General features: G+C 58.3%; 17 protein-coding genes. 11 read left to right on the top strand and 6 right to left on the bottom strand.

The window, feature by feature from the left end; all coding sequences use genetic code 11:
- Positions 1-2 precede the first annotated feature (2 nt).
- Together AB5Y73_RS07620 and AB5Y73_RS07615 are read right to left on the bottom strand one after the other, a co-directional pair.
- Positions 3-800, bottom strand: coding sequence for an amino acid ABC transporter permease (locus tag AB5Y73_RS07620; RefSeq protein ID WP_181497382.1), 798 nt, complete (start codon positions 798-800; stop codon positions 3-5).
- On the bottom strand, positions 793-1,563 hold the full coding sequence (locus AB5Y73_RS07615) for an amino acid ABC transporter ATP-binding protein (protein ID WP_279499217.1): 771 nt from the start codon (positions 1,561-1,563) through the stop codon (positions 793-795). Before AB5Y73_RS07615 ends, AB5Y73_RS07620 begins: the two co-directional genes overlap by 8 nt.
- Before the next feature lie 106 nt (positions 1,564-1,669).
- On the opposite strand from AB5Y73_RS07615, the gene AB5Y73_RS07610 reads away from it, so the two are divergent.
- Both AB5Y73_RS07610 and AB5Y73_RS07605 read left to right on the top strand, forming a co-directional pair.
- Positions 1,670-2,212, top strand: coding sequence for a hypothetical protein (locus AB5Y73_RS07610; RefSeq protein WP_040069309.1), 543 nt, complete (start codon positions 1,670-1,672; stop codon positions 2,210-2,212).
- 216 nt (positions 2,213-2,428) lie between these two features.
- Positions 2,429-2,710 (top strand): RNA-binding protein, encoded by a 282-nt coding sequence (locus AB5Y73_RS07605; RefSeq protein ID WP_005337180.1) that lies wholly within the window; start codon positions 2,429-2,431, stop codon positions 2,708-2,710.
- Positions 2,711-2,781: 71 nt separating this feature from the next.
- Here the strand turns inward: AB5Y73_RS07605 and AB5Y73_RS07600 are convergent, their stop codons facing one another.
- Positions 2,782-3,681 (bottom strand): aldo/keto reductase family oxidoreductase, encoded by a 900-nt coding sequence (locus tag AB5Y73_RS07600; protein ID WP_181497381.1) that lies wholly within the window; start codon positions 3,679-3,681, stop codon positions 2,782-2,784.
- Positions 3,682-3,826: 145 nt separating this feature from the next.
- On the opposite strand from AB5Y73_RS07600, the gene AB5Y73_RS07595 reads away from it, so the two are divergent.
- The 3 genes from AB5Y73_RS07595 to ltaE all read left to right on the top strand — a co-directional run bounded on the left by AB5Y73_RS07595 (position 3,827) and on the right by ltaE (position 6,155).
- Positions 3,827-4,234 (top strand): helix-turn-helix transcriptional regulator, encoded by a 408-nt coding sequence (locus AB5Y73_RS07595; protein WP_005351138.1) that lies wholly within the window; start codon positions 3,827-3,829, stop codon positions 4,232-4,234.
- 87 nt (positions 4,235-4,321) lie between these two features.
- Complete coding sequence (locus AB5Y73_RS07590; RefSeq protein WP_058058415.1) at positions 4,322-5,023, top strand: hypothetical protein; 702 nt, start codon at positions 4,322-4,324, stop codon at positions 5,021-5,023.
- Between the two features lie 112 nt (positions 5,024-5,135).
- Complete coding sequence (ltaE, locus tag AB5Y73_RS07585) at positions 5,136-6,155, top strand: low-specificity L-threonine aldolase (RefSeq protein ID WP_005351141.1); 1,020 nt, start codon at positions 5,136-5,138, stop codon at positions 6,153-6,155.
- 89 nt (positions 6,156-6,244) lie between these two features.
- Here the strand turns inward: ltaE and AB5Y73_RS07580 are convergent, their stop codons facing one another.
- From AB5Y73_RS07580 to AB5Y73_RS07570, 3 genes are read right to left on the bottom strand one after another with little or no spacing between them, the layout of a single operon-like run.
- Entirely contained in the window at positions 6,245-6,676 is a 432-nt protein-coding gene (locus AB5Y73_RS07580; RefSeq protein WP_005337175.1) for a PAS domain-containing protein, read from the bottom strand.
- 8 nt (positions 6,677-6,684) lie between these two features.
- On the bottom strand, positions 6,685-7,707 hold the full coding sequence (locus AB5Y73_RS07575; RefSeq protein WP_047438363.1) for a response regulator: 1,023 nt from the start codon (positions 7,705-7,707) through the stop codon (positions 6,685-6,687).
- A 54-nt stretch (positions 7,708-7,761) separates the two neighbouring features.
- The gene (locus AB5Y73_RS07570; RefSeq protein WP_005337171.1) at positions 7,762-8,700 is read right to left on the bottom strand and encodes a LysR family transcriptional regulator; all 939 of its coding nucleotides are present in this window, start codon (positions 8,698-8,700) and stop codon (positions 7,762-7,764) included.
- 861 nt (positions 8,701-9,561) lie between these two features.
- On the opposite strand from AB5Y73_RS07570, the gene AB5Y73_RS07565 reads away from it, so the two are divergent.
- The 6 genes from AB5Y73_RS07565 (at position 9,562) to AB5Y73_RS07540 (ending at position 16,636) form a co-directional block, all read left to right on the top strand.
- Positions 9,562-11,514, top strand: a complete 1,953-nt coding sequence (locus AB5Y73_RS07565) for a bifunctional diguanylate cyclase/phosphodiesterase (protein WP_118853983.1) — start codon at positions 9,562-9,564, stop codon at positions 11,512-11,514.
- Between the two features lie 143 nt (positions 11,515-11,657).
- Complete coding sequence (locus tag AB5Y73_RS07560) at positions 11,658-13,223, top strand: AbgT family transporter (protein WP_118853982.1); 1,566 nt, start codon at positions 11,658-11,660, stop codon at positions 13,221-13,223.
- A 71-nt stretch (positions 13,224-13,294) separates the two neighbouring features.
- On the top strand, positions 13,295-14,020 hold the full coding sequence (gene nfsA, locus AB5Y73_RS07555; protein ID WP_005351148.1) for an oxygen-insensitive NADPH nitroreductase: 726 nt from the start codon (positions 13,295-13,297) through the stop codon (positions 14,018-14,020).
- Between the two features lie 191 nt (positions 14,021-14,211).
- Positions 14,212-14,976, top strand: a complete 765-nt coding sequence (locus AB5Y73_RS07550) for a hypothetical protein (protein WP_005337161.1) — start codon at positions 14,212-14,214, stop codon at positions 14,974-14,976.
- Complete coding sequence (locus tag AB5Y73_RS07545; RefSeq protein WP_181497379.1) at positions 14,970-15,524, top strand: VOC family protein; 555 nt, start codon at positions 14,970-14,972, stop codon at positions 15,522-15,524. Before AB5Y73_RS07550 ends, AB5Y73_RS07545 begins: the two co-directional genes overlap by 7 nt.
- Before the next feature lie 149 nt (positions 15,525-15,673).
- Positions 15,674-16,636, top strand: a complete 963-nt coding sequence (locus AB5Y73_RS07540; protein ID WP_279499216.1) for an IS1595 family transposase — start codon at positions 15,674-15,676, stop codon at positions 16,634-16,636.
- Positions 16,637-16,639: the final 3 nt, after the last annotated feature.

Raw genomic sequence — 16,639 nt, 5'->3', positions numbered from 1 at the left:
GGTTAGCGTCCTTGTTGATCCGGATTCAGGTGACGGGCCAGCGCCCGCGAACAGGCTGACAGCGTCAGGGTTAACAGCAAATAGAGGGCAGCTACGGTAAACCACACCTCAAAGGTCAGAAACGTATCGGCAACCAGAGTACGCCCTTCGTTGGTCAGATCGAAGATGGCGATCACACTCACCAGCGCCGAATGTTTGATAAGGGAGACCAGCTCGTTGGTCAGCGGCGGCAAGGTGATGCGCACCAGCTGGGGCAGGATCACCTTGCGCAGGGTGATGGCCCGTGACAAGCCAAGCGACTGGGCTGCCTCCCACTGTCCTTTGGGAATGGCCTGTACACCTGCACGCAGCACTTCGGCGGTGAAGGCCCCCTGATAGAGGGAGAGGCTCAACACGGCGCAGGCAAGGGGGGCCAATCCCAGCATGGGACCCAGCAAGAAATAGAGAATATAAAGTTGCACCAGCTGGGGCGTGGTGCGCACCAGCGCCAGATAGGCGATGGCGAGCCAGGGGCCGAGCCGGGAGGGGAGCAGCCGCAGGCTGACCACGCACACCCCGACCGCCATCGTGCCCAACAGGCTGAGCAGCGCCACCTGCAAAGTGACCAGCAGGCCGTTTAGCAAGGGGCCGGCATAAAAGGTTCTCTCATCCCATTCGCCGAGAAAGGGCAACACCCGCGGCCACTGCCACTCATAGCCCATTTGGCGAGCGCCGCTATAGAGCGCCCAGCCCAGTAGCGCAGAGAGCATCACAGTGCCCGACAGCCAGCCGAGCAGGCGGGGGCGATTGAGCCTAGCCATGATAGCTAAGTACCTGTTCGAGGAAGGCCTGGGTTCGCGGGTGCCGGGGGGCGTTGAACAGCTGGGCGGGCGGGGCCGACTCGATGATCTTCCCCTCATCCATAAAGAGCACCCGATCCGCTACCTGACGGGCAAAGCCCATCTCGTGGGTGACGCAGATCAGGGTCATTCCCTCGTCAGCCAGCTCGCGGATCACATCAAGCACTTCGCGGATCATCTCGGGGTCGAGGGCGGAGGTGGGCTCGTCAAACAGCATCAGCTCGGGTTGCATGCAGAGGGATCGGGCGATGGCGACCCGCTGCTGCTGGCCGCCGGAGAGCTGGTGGGGGTACTTGTCGGCCTGTGCCTGAATGCGCACCCGCTCGAGCAGCCCGAGCGCCCGGGCTTTGGCCTCCTCAGGGCGCAACTCCAGGGTATGCACCGGCGCCACCATCAGGTTTTCCAGCACCGTCATATGGGGGAAGAGGTTGAACTGCTGAAACACCATGCCAACCCGACCTTGCAGGCGGCGCAGGTAGGAAGGGGTCACCGGCTCGCCAAACAGGAACAGCTGGCCGTCGTCGATCCCCTCCAGCCCGTTGATGGTGCGGATCAGGGTCGATTTTCCCGAGCCTGACGGGCCACAGATAACCCACTTCTCTCCCCGTTCAATGGTGAGATCGATGTGATGAAGAGCCTGAAAATCGCCATAGAATTTGTCGACGCCACAAAAGCGCACACAGGGTTGCGAGCTGGTCAAGAAGCGGGTTCCACTGAGAATCATTTACGCCATGGTATTGATTTTATAGGGGGATGACAAAGAAAACCCCCTTGTCAGCATCCTGATGGCTATTCACAATGGCGCCATTTCGTGATGACAGGAGCTTTTCATGCGTATTACATCCTTGCTTGCCGGTTCCCAGGTGCAACTGTTGATGCCGCCAGCGGTTCGCTATCGCTGCGTCATTTTTCTGCTGTTGCTGGTGAGTTGGGGCGTGGTGGTGGCCTCCTTGTGGGATGGCTGGGGCGCCATGGCGCTGCTCAACTGGGTGGGTGTGGTCTTTGGTGGCATCACCGGGATCATGGTGTCGCTGCCCCGCAGCTGGCAGCCCTGGCGCCTGGCGGAGCTGGGGTGGGATGAACAGCATATCTATCTGCTCAATGGGAATAAGGATGAAGCGCTGGCGCTGCCCCGCAGCCAGCTGGTGGCGCTCGAGCGGGAGCGGCGAGTGGGTCACGACGGCCAGTGGCTCGACTTCAGCCTCGATCTGCAACTGAGTGAAGAGGAGCTGGCGGCGGCCATGGCCTTGCTGGATCTCAAGGCGGGGGAGCTGCATCTGGTGAGCCCGTCGGTCTATCGCTTCGGCTTTAAACGGGCCTGGCACGGTCGCCGGATGCTGGCGCAACGGTTGTCAGATCTGCAAGCAGCCTGAGTCGACTATTTTCTCGACAATTCCCGGCAAAGCTCAGATACTGCCAGTGACTCGAATTGATCTTGTCTGCACTGTTAACCCAAGAGATCAATCACTTGACGACAGTGTGGAGAAGGCCACGGCATGAAGCCATGGCAGGTCCGGCATAGGGGTTGTGCCCTTACCGTTATGCTGGGAATTGCATAGAGAAGGCACCTTGAATCGAGAGTGGATGGCATGAAGATTTACGTAGGAAATCTGTCGTACCGGATGACGGCCGACGAACTGAAAACCCTGTTCAGCCAGTTTGGACAGGTCGACAAGGTTGATATCATCATCGACCGCGATACCGGCCAGTCAAAGGGGTTTGGTTTTATTGAAATGCCGGTCAATGGTGATGCCGAGAAGGCCATCGCTGGTCTGCATGGCACAGAAGTCGGTGGCCGTACCATCACCGTCAACCAGGCCAAACCGAAGACAGATGCTCCCCGTGGTCGCCCGCAACAGCGCCACCGCTAAGGTACCTCGGCAATAAAAAAACGGCATGGGTTTCCCCCATGCCGTTTTTGTTTCTGGACGTTTTGCTGTTATCAGGGGACGTCGTAACCGAGCGCTGCCTTGCGGATGCGGAACCACTGCTGGCGATTGAGGGCGATGGATTCGGCGGCCACGGCGGCAGCAATCCGCTCCCGTTTGCCGGAGCCAATCAATGGCAGCGGCTGGCTTGGCAGCATCATTACCCAGGCGTAGACCACCTGCTCGATAGTCTGGGCACCCACTTCCTGACGGATCTGCTCCAGTTCGGCACGCAGCGGGGCATAGGTGTCATCGCTGAACAGTCGGCCGCCGCCGAGACATGACCAGGCCATCGGCTTGATGCCAAGTTGCTGGCACTGATCCAGGGTACCATCGAGGGTCCCTTCCTGATGAAGCGGCGAGATCTCCAGCTGGTTGGTGACCAGCGGGAAGGGGAGGCGCGATTGCAGTAGCTCGAACTGACGGGCGGTGAAGTTGGATACCCCGGCGTGCTTGATCTTGCCCGCCTGTTTCAGGGTGATAAAGGCGTCGGCCACTTCATCGGCGTTCATCAGGGGATCCGGGCGGTGGATCAGCAGCAGGTCCAGATGGTCGGTGCCGAGCTTGCGCAGCGAGGCCTCGGCGCTGGCGATGATATGGTCCTTGCCGGTGTTGTAGTGGTTGAGAGCATGCTCCGGCTTGGCGGTGAGGGCGATACCGCACTTGGTGACGATCTCCATCCGGCTGCGCAGGGAAGGCTCGAGGCGCAGGGCGCGACCAAAGGCCTCTTCGCACTGGTAGCCACCATAGATATCGGCGTGATCGATGGTGGTGACCCCCAGATCCAGATGATATTTCATCAGATCGAGCAGAGCGGCCGGAGAGAGCTGCCACTCCATCAGGCGCCAGTAACCCATGATGAGGCGAGAGAAGGTGGGGCCTTGCGGATGCAGGGCGACACGGGATACAGACATGGTTGACTCCTTGAAAAACACGATGCGAAAACGATGCGCAACATAGATGACTGCGGGCATCTTGGCCTCATGTGGTTGGCAAAGCAATAATGGGCAGTGGCATGATTCGAACTTTGGTTCTGATCGCAGAGTAGGAGAGAGTTGGATGGAAGGATTTGCCGAGCGCTTGCAGAGCCTGATCGGGGAGATGAGCGTGAGCGCGTTTGCCCGCAAGGTGGGGCTCAGTGAAGCGCTGATCCGCAAATATTTGAAGGGAGCCGAGCCTGGCCTGGCGCGGGCCAACCAGATCGCCATGGGGGCCAACTGCTCGTTGGAGTGGCTGGCAACCGGCTGCGGTTATCTCTACCGTCAGGCGGAAGTGGTAGACAGGGAGGCGCTGGCAGCGGCGCAACTACTGCTGGGCGAGCAGCAACCCGGGGTGGGGCTGCCCGATGAGGAGGCACTGGTCACCCTGCTCGCCTATTACCAGTTTTTGCGCACCCACAAGAAAGCGGACGGTTTTCTCGACTTGGCGCTGGCGCGGGAGTTTGGTCGCCATCTGGGGGAAGCGTGATGAGGGGCATATTACCCTTTGGTCGTGTCACGGCCGGTTGATTATTCTGATACGCTCTAAGCAAGATAACTCTCCATGGAATGGGCGATGAGCTACTTGATCCTCGGAAGCGGTGCGCTGGGCTCGGCGCTGGCAAGAGAGCTGATGGCAAGGGGGGAGTCCTTCCTTCTGGCCGGGCGCACCTATCCAAAAGGGATCGAGATGGGGGCTTTCTTCCCGCTGCAAGAGGTGGACGCCATCTCGTTCGACGCCCTGTTTACCCTCTACGACACCGATCCGCTTCCCACTGTGGTGATCAACACCATCGGCCTGTTGCACGATGTCAGCTTTATGCCAGAGCGGCGGGTCGAAGAGGTGCACCCCAAGTGGCTGTGCGACAGCCTGCTGGCCAATGCCTGGCCAACACTGGCGCTGGCTGCCCGTTTCAGTCGGTTGATGGGCAATGACCATCCGCTGTGGCTCTGCGCCATCTCTGATCTGGCGGGCTCCATCACCGCCAATCTGGAGGGGGGACGTTACAGCTACCGGATGAGCAAGGCGGCCCTCGACATGGGGGTGAAAACTCTGGCCCTTGAGTGGGCGCAGCGTTTCCCGCAAGCAGGGGTGGTGGCAGTAGCGCCCGGCTTGATGGACTCCCCGATGAACGCTCCCTTTCTGAGCGAGTTGCCTTTGGAACAATTACAGGATCCTGCCGAGGTGGCGGTGAAACTGCTCAATCTAATCAAGGGGTTATCGTTGACCCAATCGGGTCAGCTACTGGATCTCAACGGTCAGCCGCTGCCTTGGTAAATCCCGCCTGCGGGTTCTATGGACGTCTATTGGCTTCACATTCTGCTCATGCGCCCCTTGCCAAGCGAGGGGCGCATAGCTAACGTCACTCTCCTGTTTCAGGAGGGATCTCATGCGCTATATCGATTTACGAAGTGACACCGTCACCCAGCCTACTGACGCCATGCGTCAAGCCATGCTCCACGCCGAAGTCGGTGACGATGTCTATGGTGAAGATCCGGGCGTCAACGCGCTGGAGGCCTTTGGGGCCAGATTGCTGGGCAAACAGGCGGCGCTGTTTGTACCGTCCGGCACCATGTCCAATCTGTTGGCGGTGATGAGCCACTGTCAGCGCGGTGAGGGGGCCATCCTCGGCAACGCCGCTCACATCTATCGCTATGAAGCGCAGGGGAGTGCCGTGCTGGGCTCCGTAGCCCTGCAACCCTTGCCGATGCAGCGCGATGGCACACTGGCATTCGATGATATCAAGGCCGCGCTGGCCCCTGATGATGCCCACTTCGTCCAGACTCGCCTGATCTGCCTTGAGAACACCCACAACGGCAAGGTGCTGCCGCTCTCCTATCTGCAGGAGATGGGGGCATTTGTTGCTGAACGTGGCTTGAAGCTTCATCTCGATGGCGCCCGGCTCTTTAACGCCGCCGTGGCCAGCGAGACCCCGGTCGAGGTGATCGCCGCTCCATTTGATAGCATCTCTATTTGTCTCTCCAAGGGGTTGGGGGCTCCGGTGGGCTCGCTGCTGGTGGGCAGCCACGATTTCATCGCCCGTGCGCGCCGCCTACGCAAGATGCTGGGAGGTGGCATGCGTCAGGCGGGGATTCTGGCGCAAGCCGGTCTGTTTGCCCTCGAGCAGCATGTGACCCGCCTGGCCGATGATCACCGCCGTGCCAAACGGCTGGCCGAAGGGTTGGCTGCACTGCCGGGCATCGAGCTCGACCTCTCGCTGGTGCAGAGCAACATGGTGTTCCTGCGGCTGCGTGAGGGGGAATCGGCCCCTCTGCTCGCTTTTATGAAGGAGCGGGGTATCCTCTTCTCCGGTTACGGCGAGCTGCGGCTGGTGACTCATCTGCAGATCAACGATGACGATATTGAAGAGGTGATCGACGCCTTCACCGAGTATCTCGGGGCGCGTTGAGACGGCTGGTCAGGTAGAGGTTATACCAAGACCTGTTCATACCGAAATAACAGAGGGCGCCGCGGCGCCCTCTGTTATTTGCTGCAAGCTCAAGCCTGCCGCTGGCCGCTCATCAGCATGGCCTCATCGGTGGCATCGTAGATCATCACCGCGATGTGGGTCACCTGACCGCCGAAATCGGCCAGTGGTACCAGCGTCAGGTTCTGGAACATGTGGGGGGCCGAGCCGGTAATGGGGCGGTAGTTGGAGAAACGTAGCAGATAGGGCTTCTGCTCCCAGGTACTGAAGGCGCGGTTGTTGAGCTTGAAGACCATGTTGGCCTTGCGCTCGAACCAGGCTCTGTCCACATCGGGGAAGAGCTCGAACAGTACGCCATCGCGCACGTCACTGGCCAGTCGGCCGCTGTGGCTCTCCATAAAGCCGTTCCACACCTGTACCTTGTACTCCTTGTCGAGCACTACCAGGCCTACGTCCAGGTTCTGGACTATGTTCATCAACCAATGAAATTCACGGATTTCCATAGTCACTCCTAGAGCATGTGCATGATTTTGTTGTTCATGGTGGCGATGGAATCTTCGGTAAACAGCAGCAGCAGATCACACTGCACCGCGTAATCCTGGATCCGGTAGTTGATCTCGATGGCGAGCGTGCGGCGCCAGCGACTCTTGTTGGTGTTGATCAGCTCGTTGATGGGTCTGTGCTGGCCGAGCACCACCGGATGCCCCTGACTGAAGGGGGTGTCGAGCTGGTTGGCGTAGCCGCGCAGGAAGGCGCCGATCAGCACGTTGGCGGTATCCATCAACAGCTCCAGTTCGGCGGTGCGATCCAGCGTCCCCTGATGGTTCATCAGCTTGGCCAAATCTTTGAAGCTGGAGTCATGGAACAGGATCAGCGCTTCACCGGCGATCCCAGCTCCGATAAACCCCTGACAGACGGCGGAGAGGGTATCTGAATCCGCAGCGGCCGAGAGGGCCATATGCAACTCTGATACTTCCAGCACGTTGACGTTGGGGATAGGCAGTACCACGAAGGCGTTGAGCAGACGAGCCAGCAAGTCGGCCGCCTGACCCATGGAGACGTTGGCCAGCTCCTGATAGACATCGCGGATTTCGGGGGTGATCTTGACGCCTGCATCGGCTACAACGCCGTTTGGCTGCTGCTCGGGGGCGCTTGGTTGACCGCTCGGGGCGGCACTCCAGAAATCATGCTTTTTGAGCAGGGCGAGCAGGGTTTCTGGGGCGGCGGGTTTCTTGATGAAATCGAGCGCCCCCAGCCCCATGACCCGTTGATAGGCCTCTGGTTGGATATCCCCGGAGACCACGATCACCTTGTTGCGTAGACCCTCCCGTTGGAGGGTCTCCAGCACGCCGTAACCGTCCATTTCCGGCATGGTCAGATCGAGGAAGATGAGATCGCCATGACCCATCAGCACCTGTTCGATCCCTTCGAGACCATTGGCTGCGTAGTGCAAATCGACTTTCCAGTCGGCCGGGAGCGCCCGCGCCAGCTGTTTGCGGGCAAACCCGGAGTCATCACATATCAATACATTCATGGCGTTAGGCAGGCTCTGTTGGCAAGGGATGCTATAAGTGTGGCCCGCTAACGGTCAGATGCAATGGGTGAGGCTATCACCTTGTGAAAATTGGTTGTCCCACTGCCGATTGCGATAGCGTGCTGAGTATTTTTCAACAAATTCAACGAACATCTTAACACGCAACGGAGCGAACTGGTGCTGGCAACACAACATGTAGAAGGGGCGATTGCCGGTTTGCCAGTCGGTCAGTACCGGCACCAGCTGCTCGTCATGGAGGAAGCTGCTCAGATAGTGCAGCGGGGCATTGACGATCCCCAGATGACGCCGGGCTGCGCGTACCGCGGCCTGGGTCTGGTTGACGGTCAGTTTGGCGCTGCGTTTGATGCAGACGCTCTGGCCATCCTTGTCGGTCAGCTGCCAGTGCTGGTGAGGCCAGCAGTAGATGAGATCATGCTCTTCCAGCTGGTTGGGATGGGAGGGAGTGCCCTTCTTGGTCAAATAGAGTGGTGAGGCAAACAGGCCGTACTCGATATGGCCGAGACAGATCGCATTGGGCAGCGACTGGGGCAGCTCACCGTTGAAGAACACCAGATCCCGATCATTGTCGAACAGGTGCTGGTGATCATTGGTCTGGGTAATATCGAACTGTACCTCGGGATAGTGCAGTCCGAATTCGGCCAGCATATCGATGAGGATGGTGTTGGAGAGCGCGATCGGCGCAGCTATCCGGATAAGCCCTGTGATATCGGCCTCTTGACCCTGGATCTCGCTGGTGGCCTGCTCGATTTGCGCGAGTGGCGTGCAGAGACGTTCGTAGTATCTGAGGCCATCATCGGTAAGGCGGAGCTTGCGGGTAGAGCGATGTAGCAGGGAGCAACCCAGTTGCTCTTCCAGCTGGGAAATGCGTCGACTGATGGTGCCTGTTGGCATGCCCAGTGCGGCTGCAGCGTGGGAGAATCCTCCCTCTTGCACCACCTTGACGAACAGGTAGAACTCTTCGATGTGCTTCATAAACGCTGTTCTGGGTGTAACAAGGGAGCAACCATAAAAAGAGCGTTCCGGGTTGGCAAGGGTAATTCAGCGTTTAATTGATCTGGATTCGATTTCTGTTGATACCAGTTATCCACCCGCCCGTCATCTCAGTTTCCCCGAGCTGGTGATTATTTCGGCACGATGCCAAATGGTACTGCGGCAGTGATGTTTGCCATATTCCCTGATTTGTTCCGCTATAACCGCAGGCGAAGGCCGATATTGCAACCTGATGGAAGGACACAGGGTTGCTCTGCGTGCTCAGCCGGGGCAGTTTTCCATCCCCAGTCAATGTGATGCAGATCATATATTCGGGTTTTGCTCATTGCCTGTTGAAAAATGAATTTGGGGTATATCAATTCCGCCTTAGTGAACTATTTTTGTCCGATTTGGCGTTTTTTTGGCTGTTTATCCATCCGCTTGGTTAATTAATGGAAGCTTTGTGACAGAGAGTGATGACTATTTCCACCATTGATTTAAATGTTAATAACAAATTTATCGCAGCAAATATGCAATTGCTCTTTCAAGGTCTCGAGTGGATAGCTCTTAGTGCTTGTTTTTACTGGGGAAAAAAGTTAAAAATCGACTATATGATTTGCTTGGATTAACAGGGTCCTTGGCTGAGTCCTTTGTAGTATTGCCGTACAGGCTGCCCTGTTGTTGATATCTGAAATAGTTTTGTCCGCTCTTGGCTATGTGAAAAGGGATAATGGCCGAGAGGTATTTGCACCTTGCATTCTGCAGCTAGCGGTTTGCCAGATCTGTTTTCCGGTTAACCAGTGACCATCCAGCATGAATGACCTTGACCAGATGAATACGCTTGACGAACGGTTACTGAAGACGATGGATGTTCTGCATACCCCGATCTGGGTTTATGACATCGAGCATCACCATATTTTCTGGGCAAACAGCGCCGCGCTCTCCGTGTGGGAGGCGACGTCTCTCGACGAACTCTGCTCCCGCGACTTCTCTGCCGATATGGCAACCGCCATCGATCTGCTGCTACAGCGCTATCTGGGTGATTTTCAGCAGGGGCGCAGTTACAACGAGTGGTGGACCCTCTCCCCAAAGGGGGTCAAGAAGCAGATCTATCTGCGCCTCTCCGGTATTCAACTGGCTGGCCGGCTGATGATGATGACCGAAGCGGTGCTCGACTCCGATACCCTCTATCAGGAGTCCTCGCTGGCAACCGGCGATACCCTTGCCTGCCTGTTCGATAGCCATGGTGTGTTCGAGAGTGGCAACTATCACTTCGAAATGTGTTTCGGCCATCAGGTCGCCAAGCTCTCCCAGGTTTTCTCCGGCAATGATGACAGCTTCTACCAGAAGCTCTCCCGTCTCGATGAAGTTGTGACCGAGGGGGAGTGCCGTACCCTCAAGGGGATGCGCTGGTTCCAGTATCAGTTCCGCTATATCCAGCAGGGGGCCCGCATTCTGCTCACCATGCGGGATATTACCGATCGCAAACTCGAAGAGCTGGAGCATCGCCACCTCGCCTGGCACGACTCCCTGACCGGCCTGCTCAATCGCTATGGCTTGATGAAATCCCTTGAGGCCTATTGCGGGCTGGGGGAGCGTTTCGCGCTGGTGTTCATGGATCTGGACAACTTCAAGTTGGTCAACGACAACTACGGCCACAAGGCGGGAGATCGCCTGCTGGAGCGGGTCGCCGGTCGCCTCAAACAGATTTGCCCGCGGGATGTGGAGCTGGCTCGCCTCGGTGGCGATGAATTCACCGCACTGGTGCCGCTGGGCAATCAGGGGGATCGGGCGCAAGAGGTGGCCGATCAGATGCTCTCCCAGATGACCAAGCCGCTGCAACTGAGCGGGCTGCCGGAGGTGACCATCGGTGGCAGTATCGGTATCGCCATTTATCCCGATGATGCAGATGACGGGGACAACCTTATCACCCGTGCCGATATGGCCATGTATCAGGCCAAGCAGATGGGGCGGCTGCGCTGGCAGCGTTTCACCCCCAGCATGCAACAGACCCTGCAGCGCAAGCTCAATCTCAAACAGTTTCTGGCCAAGGCCATCGGCCGTCAGGAGCTGAGCCTCTGTTACCAGCCGCAGGTCGATGCCGCCAAACGGCGTCTGATCGGTTACGAGGCCCTGCTGCGTTGGTACAACCCGGTGCTCGGCCATGTCTCGCCGGTGGAATTTATCCCGCTGGCCGAAGAGATGGGGCTGATCCGCGAGATCGGCAGCTGGGTGCTCTCCACCGCGCTGGCACAGGTCGCCAGCTGGCAGAAGCGCTTCCATCAGCGAGTGCCGGTCTCCGTCAACCTCTCCGGTTTCCAGCTCTCGTCGGCGTTGCCCGGGCAAGTTCGCCAGCAGCTGGAGCTGCACGGGGTGGATGCCTCCCTGTTGACGCTGGAGCTGACCGAAACCGTGCTGATGCTCGATATGAAGGGGTGCCTCGGCATTCTCGACGATTTGAGCGAGCAGGGGATCAAGATTGCCATCGACGATTTCGGTACCGGCTACTCCTCGCTGGCCTATCTCAACCGGTTGCCGATCAACAACATCAAGCTGGATCGCTCCTTCGTGGTCGGCCTCAACTTGCCGGTGATCCGGGCGACTGCGGCCATGGCCACCAATCTGGGATTGGGGATCATGGCCGAAGGGGTGGAGGAGCCTCACGAGCTGGCCGCTCTGCAGACCCAGGGGTGCCATGTGTTCCAGGGATATCTGTTCAGCAAGCCGCTGACAGTGGCACAAGTCGAGGCGAGCGGTTTCGTGGTGGAGTGCCAGGTCGGGCGTTATCCACTGCTAGATGTCGTGATGGCAGAGTAACAAGTGTGCGTTAGGCCACAACTTGGGATTTTATTCCGCAATATTTAATCAAAATTAATCATTCTTTTGCGATCGGTCATGAGACGGATTGGCTGGAGTTGCTAGCATGCGACCTCGTTTCTAGGGAAAGGAGTATCGCAATAATGAGTCATGCTGCTGTCAATGACCGTCCAGCCAGCCCTCCCAAAGGTTGGCTGAACCGTTTCCTCAATGGCGTCGAGAAAGCCGGGAACAAATTACCCGACCCCGCCATGCTGTTCCTCTACGCCTTGTTGATCGTCTGGGTCGGCTCCTGGGTGTTGTCACAATTCCAGTTTGATCTGGTCAATCCCCGTACCGGGGAGGCGGTAGTGGTCAACAACCTGCTGACCGGTGCCGGTCTGGCCGAGTTTCTCTCCACCATGGTGACCACCTTTACCGGCTTTGCCCCGCTGGGGATCGTGCTGGTGGCCATGCTCGGGGTCGGGGTGGCCGAGCAGTCCGGTTTTATCAATACCGGTCTGAAAAAGTTGCTCAAAGTGACGCCTGCCCGTTTTCTCACTCCCATGCTGATCCTGGTAGCGATCGTCAGCCACACCGCCGCAGATGCGGGTTATGTGCTGGTGATCCCCATCGGTGGCATCATCTTCCACGCTGCCGGACGCCATCCGCTGGCGGGGATCGCCGCTGCCTTTGCCGGCGTTTCCGGCGGTTTTGCCGCCAACTTCCTGCCCTCCGGCGGGGATGCGCTGCTGCAGGGCTTTACCCAGTCCGCCGCTCAGTTGCTCGATCCTGACTACATGGTCAACACCCTGTGCAATATCATCTTTACCGGTGCCTCTTCGTTGCTGATCATCTGCGTCGGCTGGTTCATCACCGAAAAGGTGGTGGAGCCGCGCCTCAAGCATGTGGCGCTCAACGAGGATCTGGAGAGTGCCGACGAGATGGGGCGCTACAGCGCGCAAGAGAGCCGGGCCTTCAACTGGGCCGGGTTTGCCATGCTGGCGGCTATCGTGCTGCTGGCGCTGGCGCTCTCCCCGAGCGATTCACCGCTGCGTGCTGCCGATGGCTCCCTGACCACCTTTGCCGCGCCGGTGATGAAGTCCATTGTGCCGCTCATCTTCCTGCTCTTTATCCTGCCCGGGATTGTCTACGGCTTTGTCGCAGGCAGCTTCAAGAGTGGCAAGGATGTGATCGATGCCATGTCGGCCACCATGAACAAGATGGGCTCCTACATGGTGATGGCCTTCTTCTGTGCGCTCTTTATCAAGGCGTTTGGTGACTCCAATCTGGGCACCCTGCTGGCCCTCTCCGGTGCCGAAGTGCTTTATGCGCTGGCGCTGCCCGGTGAGGTGACCATCGTCGGGATGATCCTGCTCACCGCCAGCGTCAATCTGGTAGTCGGCTCGGCCTCCGCCAAGTGGGCGTTGATCAGTCCGATCCTGGTACCCATGCTGATGGCGGTGGGGATCTCCCCCGAGCTGACCCAGGCGGCCTATCGGGTCGGGGATTCCGCCTCCAACATCATCACCCCGCTGATGGTCTTCTTCCCGCTGGTGGTGGTCTATTGCCAGCAGTATGTGAAGAGCACCGGGATCGGTACTCTGGTCTCCATGATGCTGCCCTACTCGCTGGCCTTCCTGGTGAGCTGGACGATTTTCCTGCTGCTCTACTGGGCGCTCGGATTCCCGCTCGGGTTGCAAGCCCCTTACGTCTATCCGGCCCCTTAAGCTGGGTGTGCGAGGGAGCCTTGGGCTCCCTCGTTTTTTTCGCTATGGTGTTACCTCATTTTGGAGGTGCCATGAATCAGACCATCGATCTTATCCTTTCCCATCGCTCCATTCGTCAGTTCACTGCCGAGCCGATCGCCCCGCAGCAGCTGGATGCCATTCTCGCCGCCGCCCAGTCCGCCTCAACCTCGAGCTTTTTGCAGGTGACCAGTATTGTGCGAGTCTGCGAGCCCGAGGCGCGTCAGCAGTTGGCCATGCTGGCGGGCAATCAACCCTATGTGGTGCAGGCGGCCGAGTTTCTGGTCTTCTGCGCCGATTACCACCGCCACACCCAGATCGTGCCCGAGGCCCAGACCGGCTATGCGGAGCAGTTGCTGATCGGAGCCATCGACGGCGCCCTGATGGCGCAAAACGCCTTGCTGGCGGCGCAGTCGCTGGGGCTGGGCGGGGTCTATATCGGCGGCATTCGCAACCATCCGGCCGAGGTGAGCGAACTGCTCGGCTTGCCCCATCAGGTGATCCCGCTGTTTGGCCTCTGCCTTGGTCATCCTGCTCAGCAGCCGGAGCAGAAACCCCGTCTGCCCAGGGGATTGGTGGTGCATCAGGAGCGCTACCAGCACGAGCTGGATCGCGACCTGCTGGCCCGGTACGATCAGCAGATCGCGGACTACTATCAGGCCCGCAGCAGCAACAACAAGCAGCAGACCTGGAGCGGCCAGATCCGCGCCATTCTGGGCAAGGAGTCCCGCCCTTTCATGCTGGGATTCCTGCAATCGCGGGGCTTTAACCTTAAGTAATGGCGCTGATGGGCGATACTATGGGGAGGTGACCGTCATGGTCATCATCCCCTGATCCTGCAATCTCTCCCTGAGACCGGGGGCACAGCTTGGTGACAAATCGTGGGCAAGGGGGGATCTGCAGGCTACCTTAAGTGGGTAAGCTGTTGTAGGATCGCGCAATTGGATAGGAACAGGGGTTTGGACATCCTATGATTTTAACTTTGGTATTGCTGTCTATTGGCGCACTCCTGTTTTTGGTTATCGCCTATAACGTGGTGCAGCAATATAAGCAGAAGGCAGAGGCGGACAAGCGTCACGCCGTTGCCAGACACAAGACGGTGGCTGACGAGACCGAAGAGGTGTTGCTGAACGTCAATCTGGTGCCTTTCTCCAAGAACATGGTGTTGCTGTTGCAGCACCGGATCCTCGATGCCTATCGCGCCATCGCCCAGGTGATGCCGAACAATCAGATCAAGCAGCGCATCGTTGATGTGCAGACCCAGATCAAGAATGTGCAGGAGAACTACAGCGTGCAGGATGAGGGGCAGTTCAAGACCCCGGAGTCCGATCGTCAGGCGATCCAGATGCTGCAGCTGGTCAAGAAGATGCGGGCCGTGCTGCGGGTCGAGCACAACAAGGGCAAGATTGACCCTCAGGGGTTTGCCCAGGAAGAGCGCCGCCTCGAGCTGATGCAGCTCAAGATCAACATCTCCAATCTGGTCAAGCGGGCGATGGATGCCCGCATTCAGGGCCAATATGGCACTTGCCGCCAGCTCTATACCAAGGGACTCTCTGCCATGGCGAGCGTGGGCGACAAGGATCCCTATCTGCTGGCCCGTGAAGAAGATATGCGTCAGGGGCTCAAGGAGCTTGAAGAGCTGCAGCAGCAAAATAGCGCGCAGGATCTGCAAAACATCAAGGACAAGGAAGCCGACGAGCTCGATGTCCTGTTTCAACCCAAGAAGAAATGGTAAGCATGTCCCATCCACTCGATTCCACACTGGGGCCAATGGCCCCATTTGTTTCTCAGCTGTTGGCCGAACTGGCCGCCACTGGCGTCACCATTTCCCGGCCAACGGTAGATCACCTCTGTTATCGGGCGGCTACCCTGCAGGAGTACCGCGCGCTATGTGCTGTGCTGGCTGAGGCGGGCTCCTTGCTGGTGGAGGGTATGATTGGCGGACGTCCCATCGCCACCTATCAGTTGCATCAGCCTCTGTTGGCTGGTGAGGTACAGGTACCCTGTATCGAGCTGGCTGCACCGAAACCAGGTCGCGTCCATCAGGCGGGGCTGGAACATATCGAGCTGGTGGTTACTTCACTGCAAGATCTGGTAGCGCGCTATCCCGAGCAGCCATTCAAAACCGGCAACATGCAGGATACCCGCAACCCCGATATTGGCCTGATGTTGCCCTCCGGACAGATCAAGTTTCATCTGCGCTCGCTGGCTGAGGTGATCGCCGAAGAGGTGGCGACCGGTGCTGTGGTTGCGGTGCCTGCGGATTATTTCGATCAGGAGTGATCCTGCTCTAAATACGGTGCGAGCCTGACAGGCTCTTGAATAACGCAGCAAAAGGGGTCACCGGTGTGACCCCTTTTGTTATGGCTCTGTCCCAATTACGTGTTGAAAGGCTAATCTTGAAGTAGGCCATCACCTTGAGGTCTACCATCATGGATACCCCAGCCTTTCAACACCTGTTGTCCCTTTTTCCCCAGTTAACCCTGCGCCAGCGCCGTGTTGCTCAGCAGGAGCTTACTGCACCCCACACCATTACCTCGCTCAATACTCAGTTACCGGCATGCAGTGGCTGCCCCCATTGTCAGGCCGATGTTACCCAGCTGGCGCCTTGGGGATGGAGTCGGGGACTGCGCCGCTACCGTTGCAAACTGTGTCTGCGCACCAGCACCGTTCTGACCAAGACGCCCTTGGCCAGATTGCGTAAAGCACAGTGCTGGGAAGACTACGCGCAAGCTCTCATCGAAGGACTGACTGTCCGCCAGGCCGCGCGGCGCTGTGGGGTCAGCAAAAACACCGCGTTCCTCTGGCGTCACCGATTCTTGCGCGCGATGGCAACCCATCAGGCCACCCGGGAAGAGGGCATTGTTGAGGTGGATGAGACCTTCTTCCTTGAATCGTTCAAGGGGCAGCGGGGACTGCCGCGTCCACCACGTCATCGCGGTGGTAAAGGTCGAACTCGTGGAACCGGGCCAGATTACATCCCGGTGATGGTGGTACAAGACCGTGCAGGCCACCATGCGGATTTCCAGTTGGAGAAAATAAATGCCGATACGGTCATCGCAGTGTTGAAGCCGTTGGTGTCACCGGATGCGGTGCTGTGTAGCGATGGGGCGGGTGTGTATGCCTGTTTCAGCAAGGAACAGGGTATAACCCATCAGGTGGTGCGCAATCGTCAAGGCGAACGGGTAGTCGGTGCGTATCACATCCAGCATGTGAACGGATATCACCATCGGTTGAAAGAGTGGATGGAGCGGTTCCATGGCGTGGCGACGCACTACCTGAAGAACTACTTGGGTTGGCGCCGGATGCTGGAGCGTTACGGAAAAGGCGTAAATATCAAAACATGTTTGCATGAGGCGCTGGGGCGCCCCATGCAACACGTAATTGGGACATAACCT

The sequence above is a fragment of the Aeromonas sp. s7(2024) genome (assembly GCF_040907825.1).
In the GTDB taxonomy this organism is placed as follows: Bacteria; Pseudomonadota; Gammaproteobacteria; order Enterobacterales; family Aeromonadaceae; genus Aeromonas; species Aeromonas veronii.
The sequence above is the reverse complement of the archived record's forward strand: the minus strand, read 5'-3'. Positions and strand labels throughout refer to the sequence as shown.

Excerpts from the sequence above, each read along its gene's own strand:
- AB5Y73_RS07620 (WP_181497382.1), bottom strand. The coding sequence starts at position 800 with ATGGCTAGGCTCAATCGCCCCCGCCTGCTCGGCTGGCTGTCGGGCACT.
- AB5Y73_RS07615 (WP_279499217.1), bottom strand. The coding sequence starts at position 1,563 with ATGATTCTCAGTGGAACCCGCTTCTTGACCAGCTCGCAACCCTGTGTG.
- AB5Y73_RS07610 (WP_040069309.1), top strand. The coding sequence starts at position 1,670 with ATGCGTATTACATCCTTGCTTGCCGGTTCCCAGGTGCAACTGTTGATG.
- AB5Y73_RS07605 (WP_005337180.1), top strand. The coding sequence starts at position 2,429 with ATGAAGATTTACGTAGGAAATCTGTCGTACCGGATGACGGCCGACGAA.
- AB5Y73_RS07600 (WP_181497381.1), bottom strand. The coding sequence starts at position 3,681 with ATGTCTGTATCCCGTGTCGCCCTGCATCCGCAAGGCCCCACCTTCTCT.
- AB5Y73_RS07595 (WP_005351138.1), top strand. The coding sequence starts at position 3,827 with ATGGAAGGATTTGCCGAGCGCTTGCAGAGCCTGATCGGGGAGATGAGC.
- AB5Y73_RS07590 (WP_058058415.1), top strand. The coding sequence starts at position 4,322 with ATGAGCTACTTGATCCTCGGAAGCGGTGCGCTGGGCTCGGCGCTGGCA.
- ltaE (WP_005351141.1), top strand. The coding sequence starts at position 5,136 with ATGCGCTATATCGATTTACGAAGTGACACCGTCACCCAGCCTACTGAC.
- AB5Y73_RS07580 (WP_005337175.1), bottom strand. The coding sequence starts at position 6,676 with ATGGAAATCCGTGAATTTCATTGGTTGATGAACATAGTCCAGAACCTG.
- AB5Y73_RS07575 (WP_047438363.1), bottom strand. The coding sequence starts at position 7,707 with ATGAATGTATTGATATGTGATGACTCCGGGTTTGCCCGCAAACAGCTG.
- AB5Y73_RS07570 (WP_005337171.1), bottom strand. The coding sequence starts at position 8,700 with ATGAAGCACATCGAAGAGTTCTACCTGTTCGTCAAGGTGGTGCAAGAG.
- AB5Y73_RS07565 (WP_118853983.1), top strand. The coding sequence starts at position 9,562 with ATGGATGTTCTGCATACCCCGATCTGGGTTTATGACATCGAGCATCAC.
- AB5Y73_RS07560 (WP_118853982.1), top strand. The coding sequence starts at position 11,658 with ATGAGTCATGCTGCTGTCAATGACCGTCCAGCCAGCCCTCCCAAAGGT.
- nfsA (WP_005351148.1), top strand. The coding sequence starts at position 13,295 with ATGAATCAGACCATCGATCTTATCCTTTCCCATCGCTCCATTCGTCAG.
- AB5Y73_RS07550 (WP_005337161.1), top strand. The coding sequence starts at position 14,212 with ATGATTTTAACTTTGGTATTGCTGTCTATTGGCGCACTCCTGTTTTTG.
- AB5Y73_RS07545 (WP_181497379.1), top strand. The coding sequence starts at position 14,970 with ATGGTAAGCATGTCCCATCCACTCGATTCCACACTGGGGCCAATGGCC.
- AB5Y73_RS07540 (WP_279499216.1), top strand. The coding sequence starts at position 15,674 with ATGGATACCCCAGCCTTTCAACACCTGTTGTCCCTTTTTCCCCAGTTA.